This window comes from Aeromonas sp. QDB18, from assembly GCF_027705325.1.
GTDB lineage: Bacteria > Pseudomonadota > Gammaproteobacteria > Enterobacterales > Aeromonadaceae > Aeromonas > Aeromonas caviae.
The window spans coordinates 1-22054 of the sequence record NZ_JAPDBQ010000025.1; the positions used below are offsets into that span (position 1 = coordinate 1).

A 22054-nucleotide genomic window follows, 5' to 3' on the forward strand; every position below is an offset into this window, starting at 1 on the left:
AGGCAGAGAAAATCCAAGCAAAACAACACGTTAGACGGTATTATTAATTCGCTTGCCGCTTAAGGTTCTGTACATGAGGGGGCCTTGCCCTCGTATTTCAGCGCATCCCCTTCGCTGATCCTGATGCAGGCGTTGTCGCCTTTGTGGATACCCGCCTTGGTCAGCAGGCTGTCGTCGATATTGGTCCAGACGTTGCCGTACTGCACGTCCAGGATCGGAATGGTGCCCTTGAGGGTACCGTCTTGCTCGGCCACCGCAGGCTGATAGGGGATGGTCACCACCTCGGCGGGCAGCAGAGGCCCCACCTGCTCGAAGCTGATGGCACTGGAGGCAAGGCGCGCGCCGGTGTAGGCGTAGACGTCGCGGCCGTGGAAGGTATAGGACTTCTCGGAGCCCTTGAGGCGGTTGGTCTTCTCGTCGATCTGGCGCACCGCCTCAATGCCGAAGTGCTCCGCCACCAGGGTCAGGGTGCCGTTGTCCGGGCTGACGATGTAGTGGCCGCTCCTGGTCTTGAGTACCACCGACTTGCGTTCGGTGCCGACACCGGGGTCCACCACGCTGACGAAGACGGTACCCGCGGGCCAGTATTGCAGGGTCTGATAGAGGCGGTAGGAGGCTTCCCAGATGTTGTAGGCCGGGATCTCGTGGGTCAGGTCATGGAGCGGCAGGGTGCGGTCCACCCCGAAGGCGACCCCCTTCATGGCCGAGACGGCGCCATCCTTGAGACCGAAGTCGGTCTGGAACACCAGAGCCTCGTTGGCAAGGGCACTCGCCCCCACCAGAGAGAGGGCGAGCACGAGGGCGCGGGGGACGATACGAATATCCATGTCAGGGCTCCTTCAAAGACGTTTGGACGTCCAGATTGCCACTCATGGGAATCTTTGCAACCCCTGATGCCCGAATGGGGGGCGAAATGACTCGCTAATCCGCCCTGTGCGGGTGTATCCATGGGGCATCCAACGCCGGGAGCACATCAGATGACCAGAGAGCATCACGACACCATTTTGCTGAGCCTGGGCAATACCCGAAGCCAGGTCGCGCTCACCGCGGCCGATGGCACCAGCCAGACATTTGCATTGACACTGGGGCTCGATGCCCTGACCCCGGGACCCTTTCGCCGGGATCCGCCGACACCCCTGGAGCTTGAGCAGGCCATCATGGTAGTGGAGGATGTACTGATGCCCCTCGCGGCACGGATCCCGCCCCACCCCGTGCTGCACCTGCAAAGCCCGGAGCCCCTGACCGAGGTGCTCGGCAACCGGGTGCAGAGCCGGGAAAACATTGAGCGGTTGTTCGGCCAGCTTGCCGCCATGGTGGAGGGGGATCCCCTGGCCTCGGCCCAGTTGCCGAGGGAGAAGCGCATCGCCGCCGCCCTGCTGATCCTGCGGGAGTGGATGCACCACCTGGATGCCGGGAGCGTCGTCCTGGTCGATGGGTGATCCCCCTGTCACACAGCGGGTTCGAAGCGCCGCCGAGACACCGCCCACGCCAACCAGAGGCTTGTCAGGGTGCTGCCGACGAAGAGCAGATCCAGCGCGACCCCAAGGCCGGCCCCGTCGCTCACCCAGCCCAGCAACACGGGTACCCAGTTCGCCACATAGGCGATCACATAGAAGAGGGAGAGCAGCCGCGCGTGGCTGGCCGGGGGCGCGATGCGATTGATCAGGGTCGCACTGCCCACGAACACGGCCCCCTGGGCATAGCCCGCCACCAGCAGCCCGAGTCCCGCCAGCCAGCTGGGCAGGCCGTGAACGGCCCCGGCAAAGAGCAGCACGCACAGCGCCAGGGCCAGCACGCCGCTTTGCAGGGTATGGCGGGCATCGAGGCGACGGGCCCAGAGCTGGCAAAGCCCAGAGAAGACCAAATAGGCCGCGACGAGGTAGCCGAACAGCCCCAGATCCGTCATGCCCAGCATCTCGCTCACCACCTTGGGACCCATGGCCAGCAAACTGGCCGCCACCGCCCAGGCGGTGAAGAGCGCCAGGGCGCAAAGGAAGAACCCGGCCCCCGTGGCCCTGAGCCCCTCCCCCAGGGATCCGCCCCCCTGCCCGCTCGGGGCGGCCTCCGTCGCCCTCACCCCTTTGGGCCAGCTCAACACCAGCCCCCCGATGGCGCAGGCCGCCATCCCCAGGATCAGCAAAAACGGCAGCGTGGTCGGGTAGAGATCCTGCTGCAGCGCCAGCCCGCTGAACACGGGGCCAAGGGCCAGCCCGGCGGTGAACGATAATGTGGCGCTCAGCGCCGCCCGCTTGCCCCCATCCCTGGGGCCAAAACGCAGCAGCGCCACATTGGCGGCGCCGGTCAGGGTGCCCGTGCCAATCCCGGCCAGGACCCGCGCCAGCAAAAGGGTCCAGAAGCTGTCGGCCAGGGAGAAGAGCAGGGCCCCGCCCCCGACCGCCACCAGGGCAGGCAGGATCAGGGTGCGCAGATCCGCCACGCGTCCTGCCAGGTTGCCCACCCCGAACAAGGCGATGAGCACGCCCCCCGCATAGCCGCCATAGATGAGGCTGAGGCCGAGATCGCTCAGAGCCAGCGCCGCCTGGTAATGGGGATAGAGCGGGGTAGGCACGCTGCTGTTGAGCAGGGCCGACATCAGGGCGAGGGAGAGAAACCAGCGCAGACGAGAATGGACAACCTGACCTGGCTCGCAAGCCGGGACGCTTGAGACAGACATGGACACTCCAGTGGCAGACGAATGAAACCGCAATCGGGAGCGACATCATAGCGATCCCGCCCACCCCGGACTGCGGCAGTTCTGCATCACGCCGACTCAATCCTGCATCACGTCGGGTGGCACGCGCCCTTGGCCGGGGAGCCGCAGGCACGCACCGGACCCGGTCTATCCCCTTGTGCTGCCATCCCCGCTGGCATCTAATATTGCGGCGCCAATCGGGCGTTCTGCTTGAGTGAGGAGCAAGCATGATCAACTGGGACGATGCCCGCTTCTTCCTGGCCCTGGCACGGCGGGGCAGCCTGCGGCAGGCCGGACTCGAGCTCGGGGTGGATCAGGCCACCGTCGGGCGACGGATCACCCTGCTCGAGCAGCAGCTGGGGGCCAAGCTGTTTATCCGCACCCCCAGACACTATCGCCCCAGCCCCCTGGGGGAAGCGCTGCTGCCCCAGGCCGAGGCCATGGCGCAGGCGGCCCTGGCCATGATGCGCACCGCGAGCCTGGGGGAGCTGGAAGGGGAGCTTTGCATCGCCACCACGGATACCCTGGCCCAGGGCTTCGTGCTGCCGGCCTTCAGCCTGCTGCGCCAGCGCCACCCCGGCATCCGCCTCAAGTTGCTGACCGCCGTCAGCGTGAGCGACATCCCCAATCAGGAGGCGGATCTCGCCATTCGCAGCGTGCGCCCCGAGCAGGGAGATCTCGTGGTCAAACGGCTCGCCACCATCAAGATGGGGCTCTACGCCTCTCCCGACTACCTGGCCAGGCGGGGCACGCCCCGCTCGGGTCAGGCACTGCAAGAGCACGACCTGCTGCTCTTTCCCAAAGAGCTGGTAGCCCGTCACTGGCTGAGTCTATGCGGCGAACCGCTCCACGAGCCCAACGTGGTCCTGCAGAGCAATGCCCAGCTAGTCCTGATGGCCGCCGCCCGGCAGGGGCTCGGCATTGTCCTGCTCTCCACCTTCCTCGCCGAAGAAGACCCCGCCCTGGTGCGCCTGCTGCCTGACCAGCACGATCCCATCGACATCTGGATGGTGCTGCACCCGGATGTGCAGAAGACGGGCCGAATGCGCGCCCTGGTGGCAGCCCTGGAGGAGGTGTTCCAGCCCCTGCAACAGACCCGGTCACCCGCCACCCCCTGTCAAACGCACAGGGATTGAGCGGGTATGCCCCCCATACGGGGCACTTTCTTCGCAACGAACCATGTTAGAGTCCGCCGCTGTTTTTTCCTTTGATAACGGGGCCTTACATGAAGAAGTTTGTTGTTTCATCCAGTGTCATCCTGATGGCGGGCTTGCTGACAGCCTGTGCGAGCGAGTCGTCGCACACCCTGGAGGTACCCAAGGTTGCCTCCTATCAGAGCCACTATCAGGGCGCACGCAGCCCCATCGCCGTCGGCAAGTTCGACAACCGTTCCAGCTACATGCGTGGCATCTTCTCCGACGGCGTGGACCGGCTGGGCAGCCAGGCGAAAACCGTGCTGATCACCCACCTGCAACAGACCGGCCGCTTCAGCGTACTGGATCGCGACAACATGGCGGAGATCCAGGCCGAAGCCGGGATCAAGCAACAGGCCCAGCAACTCAAGGGCGCCGACTACGTGGTCACCGGCGACGTCACCGAGTTTGGTCGCAAGGAAGTCGGCGATCATCAGCTGTTTGGCATCCTGGGTCGCGGCAAGTCACAGATCGCCTATGCCAAGGTCAACCTGAACATCGTCAACGTCACCACCTCGGAAGTGGTCTTCTCTTCCCAGGGTGCCGGGGAGTACGAACTCTCCAACCGCGAGATCGTCGGCTTCGGCGGCACCGCCAGCTACGACTCCACCCTGAACGGCAAGGTGCTGGATCTCGCCATCCGCGAGGCCGTCAACAATCTGGTGAACGGCATCGAGACCGGTGCCTGGCGCCCGGCCCAATGAGGAGAGACGAGATGACGCTGTTCCGTCCTTCTCTACTGCTGGTCAGCGGCCTGCTGCTGAGCGCCTGCGCCCAGGGGCCGCAGACGCTCTACAACTGGGATCAATATCAGGGAGTGGTTTACCAGCACATGCAGGGTGACGACACCGGGGTCGAAGCGCAGATCGATGCGCTGGAGAAAAACCAGCAAGAAGCGAGCGCCAAGGGGCAGGCTGTGCCACCGGGCTTTCACGCTCACCTCGGCATGCTGTACGCCCAGCTCGGCAAGGATGCCCAGACTCGCGAGCAGTTCGAAACCGAGAAGCGCCTCTTCCCCGAATCGGCCCCCTTCATGAACTTCCTGATGTCCAGCAAGAAGGGAGAGACCCAATGACCCTGCGCACCCTCCTTGCCCTCACGCTGGGCGCCCTCCTCCTGGGCGGCTGTGCACAGGGCCCCGGCTACGACTACAGCAACTTCAAGGAGAGCAAACCGACCTCCATTCTGGTGCTGCCGCCGGTGAATCACTCGCCGGACATCAAGGCGGGCCCCAGCCTGCAATCCCAGATCACCTATCCGCTCGCCGAGTCCGGCTATTACGTGCTGCCGGTGGCGGTCACCAACGAGACGTTCCGGCAGAACGGCGTGACCGAGCCCGCCGACATCCAGGCGCTGCCCATCAAGAAGCTCCACGAGATCTACGGTGCCGATACCGCCCTCTACCTCGACATCAAGGAGTACGGCACCAGCTATCTGGTCATCTCCAGCGAGACAGTGGTCACCGCCAGTGCCCGCCTGGTGGATCTGCGCACCGGCAAGCTGCTGTGGGAAGGCAGTGCCAGCGCCAGCAGTGCCGAGCAGCAGGGCAATTCGGGGGGCGGCCTCATCGGCATGCTGGTGGTGGCGGTGGTCAATCAGATTGCCAACACCCTGACCGACAAGGGCCATGAAATCGCCGGCATCACCAGCGTCAGGCTGCTCAGTGCCGACATGCCCAACGGCATCCTCCCTGGCCCCCGCTCGCCGAAATACCAGGCTCGCTAAGGCGCGTCGTCTCACTCCACACAAGAGGGCGCCATGCCCTCTTGTTTCAGCCCCCCCCCCTTTTCCCCGCCCACCATCGAATGCGATCTTATCGTCTATCTTTTTGATATTGCTGGCTCATTTTTGTGCACACCCCATGGCGCCCCACCAACTTCATCTGGTGATGCCCGGCAAAATCAGTTACAAAAAAGGCCTCTGTCACCACGGGAGCGTTCACGCCATGGCCGCCTCACTGCTGCGTTTCCTCCCCCGTCGATGGCTCACCCGGCTTGGCTGGCTCTGCCTGGCCCTGATGGGGCTCGGATTGGTGTGCAACTACACCTACTTCGTCATCAGGCACGACATGGCGCTCATCACCGCCAAGCAGCCCAACCTGTTCGAGGTGTTCTATCAGCGGGCTCGCATCCTGGCGCCAGAGAAACTGGCCGCCTTCATCGACAACAGCAGCATCAAGATGCCCATCTTCAGCGAGAACGGGGATGCGACGGCCTATGCCTATGGCTATGATCTCCCCACCCTGAAGCGCCTGGCGGTCATTCCCGTGTTGCCCCCGGCCAACCAGATGCTCCTCGCCTACCAGTACGTCATCTCCAACCCCGAGGTCCTCAACCTCTACGCCTTCTATGATGATCGCCGCATGCTTGGCATGGTCGCCAGCAAGGGGATGCTGCCGAGCCAGTTGTTGCCCATCAACACCGACCTCAATGACATCGAGCCCTGGACCCACTATTTCGGCTGCGCCTTTTTCGCGGCCACCCATGTCCCCTGCAGCACGGATGAAACCTGGGTATCCGAGATCTACACCGACACCTTCACCGGACTGAATACCATCACCCTCTACTTCCCCTTCGTCTATTACGAGCCCGCCATCAAGGACTACCGCTATGGACTCAAGGGCATCGACATCGCCGTCGACCGGGCGTTCAAGGAGGTGCTACACCCCTTCGAGAGCCTCAATCCGACCCGGACCGTCCTCTCCTTCGAAGAGGTCGAGCCCTGCCGTCCGTTCCACCTCTGCCTGAGTACGCCGCTGATGCGCACCAAGGCGGGTAGCGACCTCTACCTCAAGTGGTCATACAGTTACGGCGATTTCATCCGGTCCGTGCTCTACGGGGCGGCCTTCAAGCTCTATCTCATCATCCTGCTGCTGATCATGCTGACGGGGCGCAGCCTGGTTACCCGCCTGCGCACCCTGGCCCAGACCGACCACCTGACCCGACTGCCGCGCCGTGACATCCTGAACGAGGCGCTGCTGCAGGAGCACGACTACCTGATGATCCTCGACATCGACAACTTCAAGTCCGTCAACGACACCCATGGTCACGGGGTTGGTGACCTGGCGCTCGTCGCCTTCGCCAATCACCTCAAGACCAATATCCGCAAGGGCGATGTCGCCATTCGCTGGGGCGGGGAAGAGTTCATCGTGCTGTTCAAGGGGATGGACGATGACAACATGATGCATCACTCCGCCGCCCGCCTGCTGGAGCGGCCATTGCGCATCCCCGAGCTGCCCGCCCCCATCACCTTCTCCGCCGGAGTGACCCGCATTCGCGATTACCTGACGGTGGCCGAGGCGGTGCAACTGGCCGACGACCTGCTCTATCACGTCAAGCAGCACGGCAAGCGCAATATCGCCTATTACCAGGGGCAGACCATCCGCCTTGTCCGCGATCCGGGCGCCGATTCATCCCCCTGAGCGCCCCGGCTTCTGCCGCTCCCCTGCTATCTGTTACCATCCCGCCACGCTGATTGTTTCCGTCCCGGCCACGGGGCGGGATAACCCCATACTGGTGCCCTATGTCCATTGCCTCCTTCGCCGAACTGGCCCTCTCCCCCCGCTTGCAGCAAACCCTGACCGAGCTCGGCTACGCCGCCCCCACCCCGGTGCAGGCCAGCGCCATCCCCCTGATCCTCGCGGGGCGGGATCTGATGGCGGGTGCCCAGACCGGCACCGGCAAGACCGCCGCCTTCGTGCTGCCGCTGCTGGAGCAGTTGCTGCAACACCCGACGAGCGATGGCCCTCGCCCCATTCGCGCCCTGGTGCTGGTGCCGACCCGCGAGCTGGCGGTGCAGGTTGCCGAGAGCGTCACACGCTACGCCAGAGGCACCGACCTCACCAGCACGCTGGTCTACGGCGGGGTGAGCATCGCCGCACAGGTGGAGGCGCTGAACGCCGGGGTGGATATCCTCATCGCCACCCCGGGCCGCCTGCTCGATCACCTGCGCCAGGGGGCGCTCACGCTGGCCGAACTGCGTCATCTGGTGTTTGACGAGGCGGACCGGATGCTCGACATGGGCTTTATGGACGAGATCAAGGCGCTACTGAAGCAAATCCCGGCGGATCGCCAGACCCTGCTGTTTTCGGCCACCTGCGACGACAACCTCTTTGCCCTCTGCAAGGTGCTGCTGCGCGACCCGGCGCTGGTGGAAATGGCACCGCGCAACACCACGGCGGCCGAGGTGGAGCAGCGGGTCTATGCGGTGGACAGCGATCGCAAGGTGGCACTGGTCCAACACATGCTGACCGTGAAGGGCTGGGCACCGGCGCTGATCTTCAGCCGCACTCGCCAGGGGGCCGACAAATTGGCCCAGCAGCTTGGCAAGGGGGGCATCAATGCGCTGGCCTTCCACGGAGATCTGTCACAGAGCGCGCGGGAAAACGTGCTGCTGGCGTTTCGCGCCGGCACCTTGCAGGCGCTGGTGGCCACCGACGTGGCGGCTCGCGGCCTCGATATCAGCGATCTCAACCATGTGATCAATCTGGAGTTCCCCCATCAGCCCGAGGATTACGTCCACCGCATCGGGCGCACCGGCCGCGCCGGCAACAAGGGGCTCGCTATCACCCTGTTCAGCCCGGAAGACGCCCCCCTGCTGGAAAAAGTCGAAGCTGTGCTCGATACCCGCTTGCCCCAGCAGTGGTTCCCGGGCTTTGAACCGGATCTCACCCGCTTCGACCCCGAGCCGCGCCGCGCCAGCAAGGGCGCCCAGAAGCAGAAGGCCAGAAAGCAGGCCCTCGCGGGCAACAAGGGCGGCAAGGGCGGCAAGGGACGAACATCCTGACACGACTGTTTGCTGGGACAGCCATGCGCCTGCCCCAGCATCACCACTCTCCAGACCCTGGCCTGTGGGGTGACGCCAACCGCTTTCCTGCCTCTCCCCCTTGTTTTTCTCAACGCCCTCCTCCTCAGTCCGCTTGCCCTGACCCGGCGACCCTTTGCCATACTCTGCTACAAAAGAGGTAGTCAGGGGGCACACTTTCGCCACAAAGCAGGCGTGCAATGGAGGCATGGACAAGGAGGACATCATGAAACCCGCATCCCTCGTCTGGGCCCTGCCCCTGACCCTCACCCTGCTCTGGCTCGCTGGCCTCACCCAGTGGCCCGCCGGTCTCTGGCCCTGGCGCCACGAACTGCTGATCCTGACCGGTCTGATTGGCCTTGGCGCCATGACCCTCTCTTTGCTGCTCGCCCTGCGCCTGCCCAGGCTCGAAGCCTGGTGCGGCGGGCTGGATCGCATGTTGCACCTGCACCGCAGCAGCGCCCTCTGGGCCACCGGCACCCTGGTGGCCCACTGGCTGCTGGTGGAAGCCCCCAAGTGGGCTGTCGCCGCCGACTGGCTGACCCGGCCGGCGCGCCGCGGTGCTGGTGCTGGTGCTGGTGCTGGTGCTGGTGCTGGTGCTGGTAACGATGCCCTGTGGCACGAACTCGGCAATACCCTGGGGGAATGGAGTTTCTATCTGCTGCTGGCGCTGGTGGTGGTAAGCCTGCTGGCGGTGGTGCGCTACGAGCGCTTCAAGGTGGTTCACCGGCTGGCTCCGGTCATCTATCTGATGGGCTGGCTGCACGGGCTCTGCCTGCTGCCGCGCATCGGCGCCCTGACCCCGGTCGGCCTGACCCTGCTTATCGGCGGCGGGCTGGGGGCTCTGGGGGCGCTCTACTCCCTGTTTGGCCGGGTGGGACGGGACGCACGCCGCCAAGGGGCAGTCAGCGCCCTCACCCCTCTGGACGAGTGCACCCTGGAGATCAGGGTCACCCTGGCCTCTCCCATTACTGGCTACCGCCCGGGGCAGTTCGCCTTCTTCGACTTTGCCGGGCGCGGCGAGCCCCACCCCTACACCCTGGTCGATGTCTCGGCAGACTGCCGCACCCTCACCCTGGCGGTACGCGCCCTCGGGGATCACACCCGCTGGCTGCACCGCCACCTCAAGGTGGGGAATGCGGTGATCGTGACCGGCCCCTATGGCGCCTTCGCCCTGCCGGATCCGGCCCCCGCGCTCTGGGTGGGCGCCGGTATCGGCATCACCCCCTTCGTCGCCTGGCTGGAGGCCCTGGTACGCCGTGGCGAGACTCGCCCGGGCACCACCTTGCTGCAATGCGCCCCCACCGCCGAGGCCGCCCCCTATCACAGTCGGCTGGCCGAGCTGTGCCGCCGGGCCGGGGTCGAGTACCAATTGCACCTGGAATCCGAGCGCGGCCGACTGGATCTCGCCGCCCTGGGCAAACGCCAGCACACCCCGGTGTGGTTCTGCGGCCCCGAACCCATGGCCCAGACCCTGGATGCCCATCTGGCCGCCCCGCTGCACCGGGAGCTGTTCCGCTTCCGTTGACAGATCAGCCCGGCGCGTTCAGTCATTGGCCTGATATTAGGGAAACTGGGAGACAGGCGGGCACGGGCCCCCTTGAGCGGGCCACGCCCCCGCCGCCCGCACGCTGCCGCCCCAGAAGCTCGCCACCAGTATCAAGGCCCCGGCCAACCCGTATTTGATCCAGGATTTCATCGTCTTGCTCCCCTCTCGTTGGCCCTCGCCACCCTGTGGCAAGCCGGGCCCATTTATGGAAGGTGCGAATAAGTCATATGGCACAAGAGCATTTACTGGTAACCCATTGATATTAAATGACTAAAATTTTCATTTTTTGTTCGTGGGATACTTGTTCGCACTTTCCTTAAATAAAACCACCTGCCAAGACAGGTGGTTTTTAATTTTATCTCAGAGCAAGACGAGATTATTTATACCAAACCGCAATCACCCCAACGGCGGCGTCCGCGGCGGCACCTGGCGCTTGCTGCCGGTGGACTCGAAGGCCGAGGCGACGCGCAGCAGGTTGTTGTCGTCATAGGCGCGGCCGGCGAAGGTCAGCCCCACCGGCATGCCGATATCGGCCATGACGCCCATGGGGACGGTGACGGTCGGTACGCCAAGATGGCGAATGGCGAGGTTGCCGTTGGCAACCCAGATGCCGTTGCTCCAGGCGATATCGGCGGAGGCCGGATTCACATCCGCATCAGCCGGGGCGACGTCGGCGACGGTGGGGAACAGCACGGCGTCGAGCTTGAGCCCGTCCATCCAGTCTTCCAGGTCCAGCTTGCGGGTCTGCTCCAGCCCACGCAGGCCGTCTGGCACAGAGGCAATCTCGTCGAAACGCTTGAGACCGCGCTTGGCCATCTTGACGTACTCGTCCATGCCCGCAGCCAGATCGCCCTCGCGGTTCGGCAAGGTACCCGGATCGTGGGGGAAGATCTGGGGGCCATCCACATCGGCGAGCTTATTGAGCTTGGGATCGCCATTGGCGCGCAGGAAGTCGTCGAACGCCCAGCCGGAGAGCTCCCACAGCTCGTCGTTGAGAAACTCCGGGCTCACGATACCGCGATTGAACACGGTCGGCGCGCCGGGTCTGTCCCCTTCGCAGTTGGAGACCAGCGGGAAGTCCACTTCGATGACCTCGGCGCCCGCGGCTTCCAGCGCCTTGCGCGCCTCTTCCCAGAGGGCAATCACGGACGGACGGGTATGGATGCGCTGACCGGTCGGGCCGCCGATGCCGGGATTGTCGCTGGTGCCCGCCAGTTCATCCTTGTTGATAAACATGCGCGGCACGCCGAGGCGCTTGCCCTTGAGGGCATCGGCCTTGGCAGCCAGTTCCAGATAGGAAGCCGGACGCACTTCGGAGGCTTTGGGCAGCTTGACCCAGGGCTGCATACGCCAGAGATCACCACGAGTCTCGGCATCGTCGGCGACCACCACATCCAGCACTTCCAGCAGATCGGCCATGGTGCGGGCATAGGGCACGACGACGTCCATGGTCGGGGTCAGGGGCCAGTTGCCGCGCACCGAAATCACGCCCCGGGACGGGGTATAGGCACACAGGCCGTTGTTGGACGCAGGGCCACGGCCGCTCGACCAGGTCTCTTCGGCAAGGCCGAAGGCGGCGAAGCTCGCGGCGGTGGCAGTACCGGCCCCGTTGGAGGAGCCCGAGGCAAAGGGCGCGGTCAGGTAGTCGGCGTTGTAGGGGCTCTCGGCACGGCCATAGACGCCGCGCTGCATGCCGCCATTGGCCATCGGCGGCATATTGGTCTTGCCAAGGCAGATGGCGCCGGCGGCGCGCAGGCGCTCGACGGTAAAGGCATCGCGCTGGGCCACCAGATCCTTGAAGGCCGGGCTGCCGGAGGCGGCGGTCAGCCCCTTGACCAGATAGCTGTCCTTGGCGGTGTAGGGGATGCCGTCGAGCGGCCCCAGGGTTTCCCCACGGGCGCGGCGCGCATCGGAAGCCTCGGCCTCTTTCAGGGCATCGGGGTTGGGCACCACGACGGCATTGAGGCGGGTTGCTGTCTCGGGGCCGTCATAGGCGGCGATCCGGGCCTGATAGGCCTCGACCAGTTCGACCGCGGTGGTGCGGCCTGATTCGAGCGCATCGCGCAGCTCGGCAATGGAAACCTCGGTCACTTCGATCATGGGGATCTCCTGTAAAAGGGTGACTGTTTGTCATGATGATCGCCGCATCGGCGCCTGCGACCATCACGTCATCAAGGGATAAAACCCCACTGAGTGGGGTTTTGAATACCAACCTCGGCTGGCTTGGAACAGGTTCTTATTTGCCGGAGGGGATCTGCTGAGTAATGCAGTGGATATTGCCACCCCCCAGCAGGATCTCCCGGGCCGGCACGCCGACGACCTTATGCTCCGGGAAGATCTCTTCCAGAATGCGCTGGGCTTCGCCGTCGGTGGCGGCATCCAGCAGCGGGTAGACGATGCGATCGTTGGTGATGAGGAAGTTCACGTAGGAACCGGCCAGACGGCCTTCTGCCTCACGCGGCACACCGCTGCCGCTCTCGACGCCGGCGGACTCCTCCTCTGTGCAGTAGAGCGGGCCCGGCTGGGGCAGCTTCCACACTTTCAGCTTGCGACCCTTGGCATCCACCGCCGCTTCCAGCACCTTGAGGGCAGCCAGGGAGCGGGCGTACTGGGGATCGTTCTCGTCGTCGGTCCAGTGCAGGGCCACTTCACCCGGGCGCACGAAGCAGCACATGTTGTCGATGTGGCCGTCGGTTTCATCCATGTAGACGCCTTCGTCCAGCCAGATAAAGCTGGTGACGCCCAGATAGTCGCGCAGGTAAGCTTCGATCTGCTCTTTGGTCAGGTGCGGGTTGCGGTTTTCGTTGAGCAGGCACTCGGCGGTGGTCAGGCAGGTGCCTTCGCCATCCACATGGATGGAGCCCCCTTCCAGAATGAGCGGTGCGTCGTAACGATCCATGCCGTGCTGTTCCAGCATCCGGGCAGCGACCTCTTCATCCTGGTTCCACGGGTAGTAGAGACCACCCTTGTGGCCGCCCCAGGCGTTGAAGCCCCAGTCCACCCCGCGGCACTCGCCTGCGGCGTTGGTGACCACGGTGGGGCCTGTGTCGCGGGCCCAGCAGTCATCGCTGGCCATCTCCACCAGGGTAACGTGGGCGGGCATGATGCCACGGGCCTGCTCCATAAACTGGGCCGGCACCCCCATAAAGACCGGCGTCGCGCCACCGATGGCATCCGCCACCTTGGCGAAGGTGGCCTGGGCGAAGCGACCGGCTTCCCGCCAGTTGTCCGGGCGGAACGGCCAGATCATCCAGACGGCCTGCTGGTGAGCCCACTCGGCGGGCATGGTGAAGCCGTCGGCGGCCGGCGTGGAATTCATGGTCTTGATGCTCATCGCAAGGCTCCTTGCATGGATTGAGGCCCCCGATTTGCCTGGGAACCCTGAAAAAATAAGAGTGGGTCGCAGTGTAAGAAGTTGCGCGCCCATCCATCAAATGAATAGGATTAATTGTCCCATAAACACGGCGAATAATCCCCCCATGAAACTGCACCAGCTCGACCTCAATCTGCTGCTCGCCTTTGACGCTCTGATGACGCAAGGGAGCGTGACCCGCGCCGCCGAGTCACTCTTTATCAGCCAGCCCGCCATGAGCCACTCCCTCGGCCGGTTGCGGGCCTTTCTCGGCGACCCGCTGCTGGTGCGCACGCCCCAGGGGATGTTGCCGACTCCCCGGGCCCAGCGCCTGCATCTGGGGGTGCAGCAGGCGCTGCGGCTGCTGGAGCAGCAGCTCTGGGAGGAGGACGAGTTCGCGCCGCGCCAGTCGAAGCGCCGCTTCGTGCTCTGCACCACGGATTACGTGGAGTGCGTGCTGATCCCGCCCCTTATCCAGCGCCTCAGGAAGCTGGCGCCGGGCGTCACCATCGAGATCCGCATCCTGCGCGATACCCTGCCCGAAGCCGAGCTGGCGAGCGGCGAAATCGACCTGGTGCTGGGGTTTGACGAGTACATGCAGGTGCCGGGGTATCTGGGCAAGGAGACCTGGCTCACCGAACCCCTGGCCGGGCTGGTGCGCGCCACCCTGGAGCTGGAGGAGGAGCGCATCACCCTCGACCAGCTAATCGAGATGCCCCATGTGTTCCACTCACCGCTCGGCACCTCGGAAGCGAGCCTCGACCGCTATTTGCAGAGCCTGGGCCATAGCCGCACCATCTCGGTCAACAGCCAGAGCTATATGTCCGCCGCCGCCATCGTGAGCCAGAGCGATCACCTGCTGGTGCTGCCCAGCATGGTGGCGGAGCTGCTCGCCAGCCACTGGCCGCTGAAAAGCCTGCCCCTGCCGGACGACGTGCCGGACTATCACCTCAACTGCGTCTGGCACCCGGTCCACGCCCAGCAACCGGCGTTGATCTGGTTGAAGGCCTTGATGAAGGATCTGGTCAGCCCCGCGTAAACCCGCAGCATCTGGCATACCAAAGCAGCATGCGCAGCAGCCGGCCCAGGTGTGGCTCAAGCATCTGATGAAAGAGCTGGTGACTCCTGAATAACCCGACGGCGTGTGACTCCCCCCCTCATCCCCAACCCTTCTCCCGCAAGGGGAGAAGGGAGCGGATCTGCGCCACTGGCAGCATCGCAAACAACCTATCTGCTAGGGCGAAATACATCCCACCAGCACATCGACCTATCGATTCATCAGTTCATCAGTTCATCAGTTCATCAGTTCATCAGTTCATCAGTTCATCAGTTCATCAGTTCAATGTCACACCACGATGGCCCCGAGATGACCAACAAAATGACAACTGTCACTCGATCTGTCCCCTCTCCCTCTGGGAGAGGGCCAGGGTGAGGGGACGCCACCCACTCAGTCACCAGACCGGGGAATGGCTATATCTAATAGGGTCAAACAGCTCTGGATAGGCACCATGAGAACCCACCCATTTGCCAGGCGCATGAGGCGAGAAGCCACCCTTGCCGAACAGAAACTGTGGCTGCAATTGCGCGACTGCCGTCTGGCCGGGGTGAAATTCCGTCGCCAGATGCCCATCGGGCCCTACATTGTCGATTTCATCTCGCTTGAGCAGAAGTTGATCATCGAGGTAGACGGGTCACAGCACAACGAACCGGCCGGACGGCAACATGATGGCGCAAGAACGGCCTACCTCAATCAGCAGGGCTTTCGGGTGATCCGGGTGTGGAATAACGATGTATTGAGTCGGATGGAGGCCGTACTGGAACTTCTTTTGCTCTCTTTGCGCTGAGCACGAGCCCTCCCCCTCATCCCCAACCCTTCTCCCGCAAGGGGAGAAGGGAGCAAACAACCCAGCGGCGTGTGGCATCCCCAGCAACAACCATGGCTCCCGCAAGGGGAGAAGGGAACAAACAACCCAGCGGCGTGTGGCCTCACCCAGAAACAGCCATGGCTCCCGCAAGGGGAGAAGGGAACAAACAACCAAGCGGCGTGCGACCTCCCCCAGAAACAACCATGGCTCCCGCAAGGGGAGAAGGGGGCAAAACCCCTGCTGCGAGGGGCATTCCCAGCAACAACAAAGGCTCCCGCGGGAGCCTTTGTTGTTTCCATCCTCGCCATCACGCCCGCAGGGCGCTCATCATCCGGGCGACGACACCGGCCAGCAGAGGGCGGTCGGGGTGGCACTGGGCGAAGGTGACCAGTCCCTGGATATGGACCTGCAAGAAGGCGGTCAGGGTGGGGATGTCCCCCTCTTTTGCCAGCTCTCCCTGCGCCTTTGCCAGGGCCAGCTGCCCGGCCAGATCCTGTTCCAGCTCGCCATAGATGGCCTTGAAGCGAAGGTGCAGCTCCTCGTCCTGCTCTGCCAGCTCCATCAGGGTGCGGACCAGCAGGCAGGAGCCCTGCAGGGCATCGTCCACCACCTGCTCGAGGTAGGCGTGCAGCCCCGCCAGCGGGCTGGGCTGTGCCAGGCAGCGGCGGCGCAGGGCCCCCTTCTCTGCCACATAGTGATCGACCGCCGCCAGCAGCAGGCCACGCTTGTTGCCAAAGGCGGCATAGAGGCTGCCCGGGTGCAGGCCGGTTGCGGCCACCAGCTCCTGCATGGTGGTCTTGGCATAGCCTTTGGCGCGAAAGGCTTCCATGGCGTTTCGCAAGACGGCATCCCGATCGTATTCGGCGCTGCGCATGGGGTCTCCGGTGGCAAGGTCCCGCGGGACGGAAAAAACAGGGCGGCAAGTTTACCCCAGCCTCCCCCGTCAATCCATGTTGAATGCTTGCTCAAAAAATACTTGCACACAAACCAAAAAACGTCTTGAATGCCCGTTCAAGAACCACTCCCTCAGGACAGACGATCATGAATACCCTGTTTCAGCCCTATCGCCTCAACGACACCCTCACCCTCGCGAACCGTTTCATGATGGCCCCCCTCACCCGCTGCATGGCGGGCCCGGGTCTGGTGCCCACCGAACAGATGGCCGCCTACTACGGCCGCCGCGCCGACATCGGCCTCATCATCTCCGAAGCCACCATCATCCGTCCGGACGGGCAGGGCTACCCCAATACCCCTGGGCTCTACAGCGCCGAACAGATCGCCGGCTGGAAGAAAGTGACCAGCGCCGTGCATGCCAACGGCGGCAAGATCTTCGCCCAGCTGTGGCACGTGGGCCGTCTCTCCCACCCCTTCTTCCACCACGCCGAAGTGCTGGCCCCCTCCGCCGTCGCCCATGAGGGCACGGTGCCGCGCATGCGCGAGCTGGTCTATCAGGTGCCCCGCGCCCTGACCGGGAGCGAAATCGCCCAGCTGGTCGAGGATTACGCCCAGGCCGCCGCCAACGCCATCGAGGCGGGCTTTGACGGGGTGGAGATCCACGGTGCCAACGGCTACCTCATCGATCAGTTCCTGCACCACGCCAGCAACCTGCGCACCGACAACTACGGCGGCAGCCCCGAGAACATGAGCCGCTTCGCCCTCGAGGTGGTGGATGCCATCGCCGCCCGCATCGGCGGGGATCGCACCGGCCTTCGTCTCTCCCCCGGCGCCTATGTGCACCTGGAAGGGGATGCCCGGGATCGCGCCGTGTTCGACCACCTGCTGGCCGAGCTGAACCAGCGTACTCTGGCCTATCTGCACCTGGGTATCTTCGATGACAGCCTCACCTTCGACTACCTGGACGGCCGCGCCTCCGACTACCTGCGTGCCCGCTACGACGGCCACCTGGTGGGAGTGGGCAACTACAGCGCAGAGACCGCGCTCGAGGCCATTGAGGCGGACCGCTTCGACCTCGTCGCCATCGGTCGCCCCCTCATCGCCAACCCGGACTACCTCGCCAAGGTGAAGCAGGGAGAGGCGCTGACCCCCTATGCCGACACCATGCTGGCCGAGCTGGTCTAACCCTCGCCGGCGCCTTGCCTGACCAAGGATGGGATCCGCGCCCCCGCGCGGGTTTCCAATGTTTGGGCCCCCTCCCGGGCCCTTTTTTCTGCCTGCCTTTCACCCTTTTTCACGCAAATGGTTGTCACCAACAACCAAATGATGCTATTGGTTGCGTACAACAACCAAACACCATCACTAGGAGACAACCCCATGGATCCCCGCCCCCTGCGTGCCCTGTCGAGGGAACTGGTACGCGAACTCGGTATGCTCTCCCAGCAGTGCGGCTCGCTGGCCCTGAGCCCCCTGGAGGCCCACCTGCTCATCGAGCTGGAGAACGGTCCCGCCACCAACCAGCAGCTTGCCGAGCGCCTTCGCATCGACAAATCCAACGCCAGCCGCCCCCTGGCCCGCCTCGCCGAGCGGGAGTTGATCGCCTGGCAACCCCACCCCTCGGACGGGCGCAGCAAGGAGGCGAGCCTCACCGAGCCGGGCAAGGCACAGCTTGAGGAGCTGCACCGGCAGATGGACGAGACCATGGCGGGGGCCCTGGCCCAGCTCTCCCCCGCCGAGTGCGAGCAGATCTGGGAGGGCATGCGGCTCTATCGCAGCGCCCTCTCCCGCGCCCGCCGCCAGCAGGGATTCGTCATCCGCCCCATCACCCCGGCCGACAATCCCCGGATCGCCGCCGTGGTGCGCGCCGTCTCCGCCGAATACGGCCTCACCGCCGACAAGGGGTACGGGGTGGCGGATCCCAACCTCGATTTTCTCCACGAGACCTATCAGGGGGAGCACAGCCGCTACTGGGTGATTGAGGGACCGGACGGCGCCATTCTCGGCGGGGGTGGCATAGCGCCGCTGGCGGGGGCAGCGGATGTGTGCGAGCTGCAGAAGATGTACTTCCTGCTCGCCCTGCGAGGGCTGGGGCTGGGACGGCGGCTGGTGTTGCAGGCGCTGGCCGAGGCTCGCGCCCTGGGTTACCAGCGCTGCTATCTGGAGACCACCGCCGTGCTGCGGGAAGCCACCGCCCTCTATGAATCCCTGGGCTTCGAACACCTGCCGGGGCCCCTTGGCTGCACGGGCCACGATGCCTGCGAGATCTGCATGGTGCTGGCGCTCGACTAGCTCAAACAACAACAAGGGGCCCATGGCCCCTTGTTGTTTCATCTTTCGCCCCCTGATCAGCCAGCGCGCTGCTCCAGGGTCCCAGCAGGCCGGGAAAGCGGCCGCTTGGCCCAGACCCCGGCCAGCAGAGAGCCGGACAGGTTGTGCCAGACCGAGAAGAGGGTGCCAGCCATGGCCGAGGCGGGAGTGAAGAATTTCATGGCCAGCGCCGTGGCGAGGCCAGAATTCTGCAACCCCACTTCGAAGGCCACGGTGCGGCAGATCCGCTCCTCAAAGCCCAGCCAGCGACTGACCCAGTAGCCCGCCGCAATGCCGATGCCGTTGTGCAGAATCACCGCCAGCGCCACGATGGGGCCGATGCTGGCGAACTGCCCTGCGTTGAGGGCGACCACGATGGCGATGATCATGACGATGGCAGCCATGGAGACGAGCGGCAGCACGGGCTCGATACGTGCCGTCAGGGAGTGGAGGAAGACATTGGCAACCACCCCGAACACCACGGGGATCAGCACTATCTTCACCAGGCTCAGCAGCATGTCCAGCACCGGCACGTCGACGCTCTTGCCAGCCAGCAACTGCACCAGCAGGGGGGTGACGAGCACCCCGAGCAGGGTGGAGAGAGCTGTCATGGTGATGGAGAGAGCGACATCGCCCTTGGCCAGATAGCACATCACGTTGGAAGAGGTGCCACCGGCGACGCTGCCCACCAGCACCATGCCCACGGTCAGCTCGGCATCAAAGCCCAGCAACAGGCTGACCAGCAGGGCGGCCAGCGGCATCACGCTGAACTGCAATACCAGCCCGAGGCCGATGGCCTTCTTGTTGCGCACCACGTCGAGGAAGTTCTGGGGTTTGAGGGTCAGCCCCATGGCCAGCATGATGATGGTCAGCAGCGGCACTATCTGGCCCTTGAGGCCGACGAAGGGCTCGGGCTGCCAGTAGGCCAGCAGGGAAAACAGCAGGGCCCAAAGCGGGAAGAGGTGGGTGATGCGTCCAAGCATGATGTACTCCTTGTTATTGTCCAGACGCGGGCTGACCGGAGGATGCCCGCAGGGAACTTTCTCTTATACCAGCTTTGTCGCCGGCAGGCCCGTGTAGCGGCGCTCAGGAAGGGAAATAGAACCAGGCGGTCTGGATAAGACCCTCCTTCACCTCGAACACCGCCACGCTCTCGATGGGCTCGGGGGAGAGGCCGTGGATCTTCTCGTGATCGAACACCTTGTTGCCCAAGACGGTGCGTGACAGCAGCTCGGCCTTGAGCAGCGGGTTGTTGAATCTGTGTTGTGCATAGAAGGCCCGCAGCGCCCCTTGCCGACTGTGCTCGGCGTCTCGGTCGGCATGCGATAGCCTTTGAAATCCGGGGCAAAGCAGGCCACGAAGGCATCGAGATCGTGGGCATTGTAGGCGGCAAACTGCGCCTCTACGGGTTGGGTGACGGACATGCCTCTCTCCATGAATGAAATTTAAATCACTTATCATTTATTTTTATTCACTCATCAAGCCCCGGATGGGGATCGCCGCCCCTTCCAATGAAACGCCCCATAACAAAAAACCCCGCCGAAGCGGCAATGCTGTTCACTTAAGAGAATTTGAGTTCCAGTCCACGTAGTATCAGGGCTAAAAAATGAGGGAGGCATGATGCCTCCCTCTTTCTATTGCAAGCCACGCTGGATAAAGGCTGAAGGAACATCGACTGGAAACAGCCTTGCTCCCCCAACTCAAGTCGCATTTATGAATAATTAGTCAAAAATGTGCTTATCTGAACAGCATTGCGCCGAAGCGGGGTCTCTCTGGTCATCAGCCACCCGCTGGGTGCGGGCGGGGTGATCAGTGTTCGCGGGTCTGGCGGAAGTGAACGTCCGGGTGACGCTCCTGGGCCAGGCGCAGGTTGACCATGGTCGGCGCGATGTAGGTGAGGTTGTCACCGCCATCGAGGGCCAGGTTGACCTCGTTCTTGCGCTTGAACTCTTCGAACTTCTTGACGTCGGTCCCTTCCACCCAGCGGGCGGTGGCGACGTTGACCGCCTCGTAGATGGCCTCGACGTTGTACTCGCTCTTGAGGCGCGAGACCACCACGTCGAACTGCAGCACACCGACCGCACCGACGATGAGATCGTTGCTGATGAGCGGACGGAACACCTGCACCGCCCCCTCTTCGGAGAGCTGCACCAGCCCCTTGAGCAGTTGCTTCTGCTTGAGGGGGTCACGCAGGCGGATGCGGCGGAACAGTTCCGGTGCGAAGTTCGGGATGCCGGTGAACTTGAGATCTTCACCCTGGGTGAAGGTGTCGCCGATCTGGATGGTGCCGTGGTTGTGCAGACCGATGATGTCGCCGGCACAGGCCTCGACCGCCTGTTCACGGTCACCGGCCATGAAGGTGACGGCGTCGGAGATGTTCACGTCCTTGCCGATGCGCACGTGGCGCATCTTCATGCCCTTGCTGTAAGTACCTGACACGATACGCATAAAGGCGATACGGTCGCGGTGTTTCGGGTCCATGTTCGCCTGGATCTTGAACACGAAACCGGAGAACTTCTCCTCGGTGGCTACCACTTCGCGGCTCTCGGCCTTGCGCGGCATGGGGGCTGGCGCCCAGTCGGTCAGGCCGTCCAGCATGTGGTCGACACCGAAGTTGCCAAGGGCGGTCCCGAAGAAGACCGGGGTCATCTCGCCGGCGATGAAGGCATCGTGATCGAACTCGGGAGAGGCGCCCTGCACCAGCTCCAGCTCGCCACGCAGCTGGGCCGCCAGATCGTCGCCGATGGCGGCATCCAGCTCGGGGTTGTTCAACCCCTTGACCACCCGCTTCTCCTGGATGGTGTGGCCCTGACCGCTCTGATACAGGTAGGTCTCGTCCTTGTAGAGGTGATAGACACCCTTGAAAGATTTGCCACAGCCGATGGGCCAGGTGATGGGGGCGCACATGATGTTGAGCTCGCGCTCCACCTCGTCCATGACCTCCATCGGATCGCGCACTTCGCGGTCCAGCTTGTTCATGAAGGTGAGGATGGGGGTGTCGCGCAGCCGGGTCACTTCCATCAGCTTGCGGGTCCGGTCTTCAACACCCTTGGCGGCGTCGATGACCATCAGGCAGCAGTCGACCGCCGTGAGGGTACGGTAGGTATCTTCGGAGAAGTCCTCGTGACCCGGGGTATCGAGCAGGTTGACCAGGCAGTCGGCGTAGGGGAACTGCATCACGGAAGTGGTGATGGAGATACCGCGCTGCTTCTCCATCTCCATCCAGTCGGATTTGGCGTGCTGGCCCGAGCCACGGCCCTTGACGGTACCGGCGCGCTGAATGGCCTGTCCGAACAGCAGGACCTTTTCGGTGATGGTGGTTTTACCCGCATCCGGGTGCGAGATGATCGCAAAAGTGCGTCTCTTGGAGACTTCACTCAGAAATTCAGCTGACATAAT

At 63.8% G+C, this 22054-nt stretch carries 18 protein-coding genes and 3 pseudogenes; 12 read left to right on the forward strand and 9 right to left on the reverse strand.

Going from position 1 to position 22054, the window contains the following annotated elements:
• Positions 1 to 77: 77 nt before the first annotated feature.
• Positions 78 to 827 (reverse strand): annotated as a pseudogene (locus OKC30_RS06230) (SAM hydrolase/SAM-dependent halogenase family protein); the annotation flags it as partial.
• Between the two features lie 150 nt (positions 828 to 977).
• On the opposite strand from OKC30_RS06230, the gene OKC30_RS06235 reads away from it, so the two are divergent.
• Positions 978 to 1439 carry a hypothetical protein gene (locus OKC30_RS06235; RefSeq protein ID WP_160838964.1) on the forward strand — a complete coding sequence of 154 codons (462 nt, stop codon included), beginning with the start codon at positions 978 to 980 and terminating at the stop codon, positions 1437 to 1439.
• 8 nt (positions 1440 to 1447) lie between these two features.
• On the opposite strand, the gene OKC30_RS06240 is transcribed toward OKC30_RS06235, so the two are convergent.
• Positions 1448 to 2674, reverse strand: a complete 1227-nt coding sequence (locus tag OKC30_RS06240; protein ID WP_160838966.1) for an MFS transporter — start codon at positions 2672 to 2674, stop codon at positions 1448 to 1450.
• Between the two features lie 245 nt (positions 2675 to 2919).
• On the opposite strand from OKC30_RS06240, the gene OKC30_RS06245 reads away from it, so the two are divergent.
• The 7 genes from OKC30_RS06245 (at position 2920) to OKC30_RS06275 (ending at position 10216) form a co-directional block, all read left to right on the forward strand.
• Positions 2920 to 3828 (forward strand): LysR family transcriptional regulator, encoded by a 909-nt coding sequence (locus tag OKC30_RS06245; protein WP_160838968.1) that lies wholly within the window; start codon positions 2920 to 2922, stop codon positions 3826 to 3828.
• Positions 3829 to 3917: 89 nt separating this feature from the next.
• Positions 3918 to 4589: a CsgG/HfaB family protein gene (locus tag OKC30_RS06250; protein ID WP_160838970.1), complete on the forward strand. Its 672-nt coding sequence runs from the start codon at positions 3918 to 3920 to the stop codon at positions 4587 to 4589.
• 11 nt (positions 4590 to 4600) lie between these two features.
• Positions 4601 to 4960, forward strand: coding sequence for a DUF4810 domain-containing protein (locus OKC30_RS06255; protein WP_080989864.1), 360 nt, complete (start codon positions 4601 to 4603; stop codon positions 4958 to 4960).
• Positions 4957 to 5610, forward strand: a complete 654-nt coding sequence (locus OKC30_RS06260; protein ID WP_042864384.1) for a DUF799 domain-containing protein — start codon at positions 4957 to 4959, stop codon at positions 5608 to 5610. Before OKC30_RS06255 ends, OKC30_RS06260 begins: the two co-directional genes overlap by 4 nt.
• 220 nt (positions 5611 to 5830) lie before the next feature.
• Entirely contained in the window at positions 5831 to 7306 is a 1476-nt protein-coding gene (locus OKC30_RS06265) for a GGDEF domain-containing protein (RefSeq protein WP_160838972.1), read from the forward strand.
• Positions 7307 to 7407: 101 nt separating this feature from the next.
• On the forward strand, positions 7408 to 8670 hold the full coding sequence (locus OKC30_RS06270; RefSeq protein WP_160838974.1) for a DEAD/DEAH box helicase: 1263 nt from the start codon (positions 7408 to 7410) through the stop codon (positions 8668 to 8670).
• A gap of 226 nt (positions 8671 to 8896) precedes the next feature.
• Positions 8897 to 10216, forward strand: a complete 1320-nt coding sequence (locus OKC30_RS06275; RefSeq protein ID WP_270666305.1) for a ferredoxin reductase family protein — start codon at positions 8897 to 8899, stop codon at positions 10214 to 10216.
• A gap of 90 nt (positions 10217 to 10306) precedes the next feature.
• Here OKC30_RS06275 and OKC30_RS21500 read toward each other — a convergent pair.
• The 3 genes and pseudogenes from OKC30_RS21500 to aguA form a co-directional block, all read right to left on the reverse strand.
• A pseudogene (locus tag OKC30_RS21500) lies at positions 10307 to 10387 on the reverse strand (subclass B2 metallo-beta-lactamase); the annotation flags it as partial.
• Between the two features lie 246 nt (positions 10388 to 10633).
• Positions 10634 to 12337: an amidase gene (locus OKC30_RS06280; RefSeq protein ID WP_160838852.1), complete on the reverse strand. Its 1704-nt coding sequence runs from the start codon at positions 12335 to 12337 to the stop codon at positions 10634 to 10636.
• Positions 12338 to 12473: 136 nt separating this feature from the next.
• Positions 12474 to 13571, reverse strand: coding sequence for an agmatine deiminase (gene aguA, locus OKC30_RS06285; RefSeq protein WP_160838850.1), 1098 nt, complete (start codon positions 13569 to 13571; stop codon positions 12474 to 12476).
• 145 nt (positions 13572 to 13716) lie between these two features.
• Here aguA and OKC30_RS06290 point away from each other — a divergent pair, with 145 nt between their 5' ends.
• The gene (locus OKC30_RS06290) at positions 13717 to 14628 is read left to right on the forward strand and encodes a LysR family transcriptional regulator (protein WP_128345618.1); all 912 of its coding nucleotides are present in this window, start codon (positions 13717 to 13719) and stop codon (positions 14626 to 14628) included.
• A gap of 469 nt (positions 14629 to 15097) precedes the next feature.
• Entirely contained in the window at positions 15098 to 15433 is a 336-nt protein-coding gene (locus OKC30_RS06295) for an endonuclease domain-containing protein (RefSeq protein WP_160838848.1), read from the forward strand.
• A gap of 328 nt (positions 15434 to 15761) precedes the next feature.
• Here OKC30_RS06295 and OKC30_RS06300 read toward each other — a convergent pair whose 3' ends face one another.
• The gene (locus OKC30_RS06300) at positions 15762 to 16328 is read right to left on the reverse strand and encodes a TetR/AcrR family transcriptional regulator (RefSeq protein WP_160838846.1); all 567 of its coding nucleotides are present in this window, start codon (positions 16326 to 16328) and stop codon (positions 15762 to 15764) included.
• A gap of 167 nt (positions 16329 to 16495) precedes the next feature.
• Here OKC30_RS06300 and OKC30_RS06305 point away from each other — a divergent pair, with 167 nt between their 5' ends.
• A complete protein-coding gene (locus OKC30_RS06305; protein ID WP_039039415.1) occupies positions 16496 to 17533 on the forward strand; it encodes an alkene reductase in 1038 nt (345 codons plus the stop codon).
• A gap of 192 nt (positions 17534 to 17725) precedes the next feature.
• Entirely contained in the window at positions 17726 to 18637 is a 912-nt protein-coding gene (locus OKC30_RS06310) for a MarR family transcriptional regulator (RefSeq protein WP_270809576.1), read from the forward strand.
• Between the two features lie 56 nt (positions 18638 to 18693).
• On the opposite strand, the gene OKC30_RS06315 is transcribed toward OKC30_RS06310, so the two are convergent.
• The 3 genes and pseudogenes from OKC30_RS06315 to prfC all read right to left on the reverse strand — a co-directional run bounded on the left by OKC30_RS06315 (position 18694) and on the right by prfC (position 22054).
• The gene (locus OKC30_RS06315; RefSeq protein WP_041211045.1) at positions 18694 to 19638 is read right to left on the reverse strand and encodes a bile acid:sodium symporter family protein; all 945 of its coding nucleotides are present in this window, start codon (positions 19636 to 19638) and stop codon (positions 18694 to 18696) included.
• A gap of 103 nt (positions 19639 to 19741) precedes the next feature.
• Positions 19742 to 20079 (reverse strand): annotated as a pseudogene (locus OKC30_RS21410) (nuclear transport factor 2 family protein).
• Positions 20080 to 20464: 385 nt separating this feature from the next.
• Positions 20465 to 22054, reverse strand: coding sequence for a peptide chain release factor 3 (gene prfC, locus OKC30_RS06325; RefSeq protein ID WP_089503670.1), 1590 nt, complete (start codon positions 22052 to 22054; stop codon positions 20465 to 20467).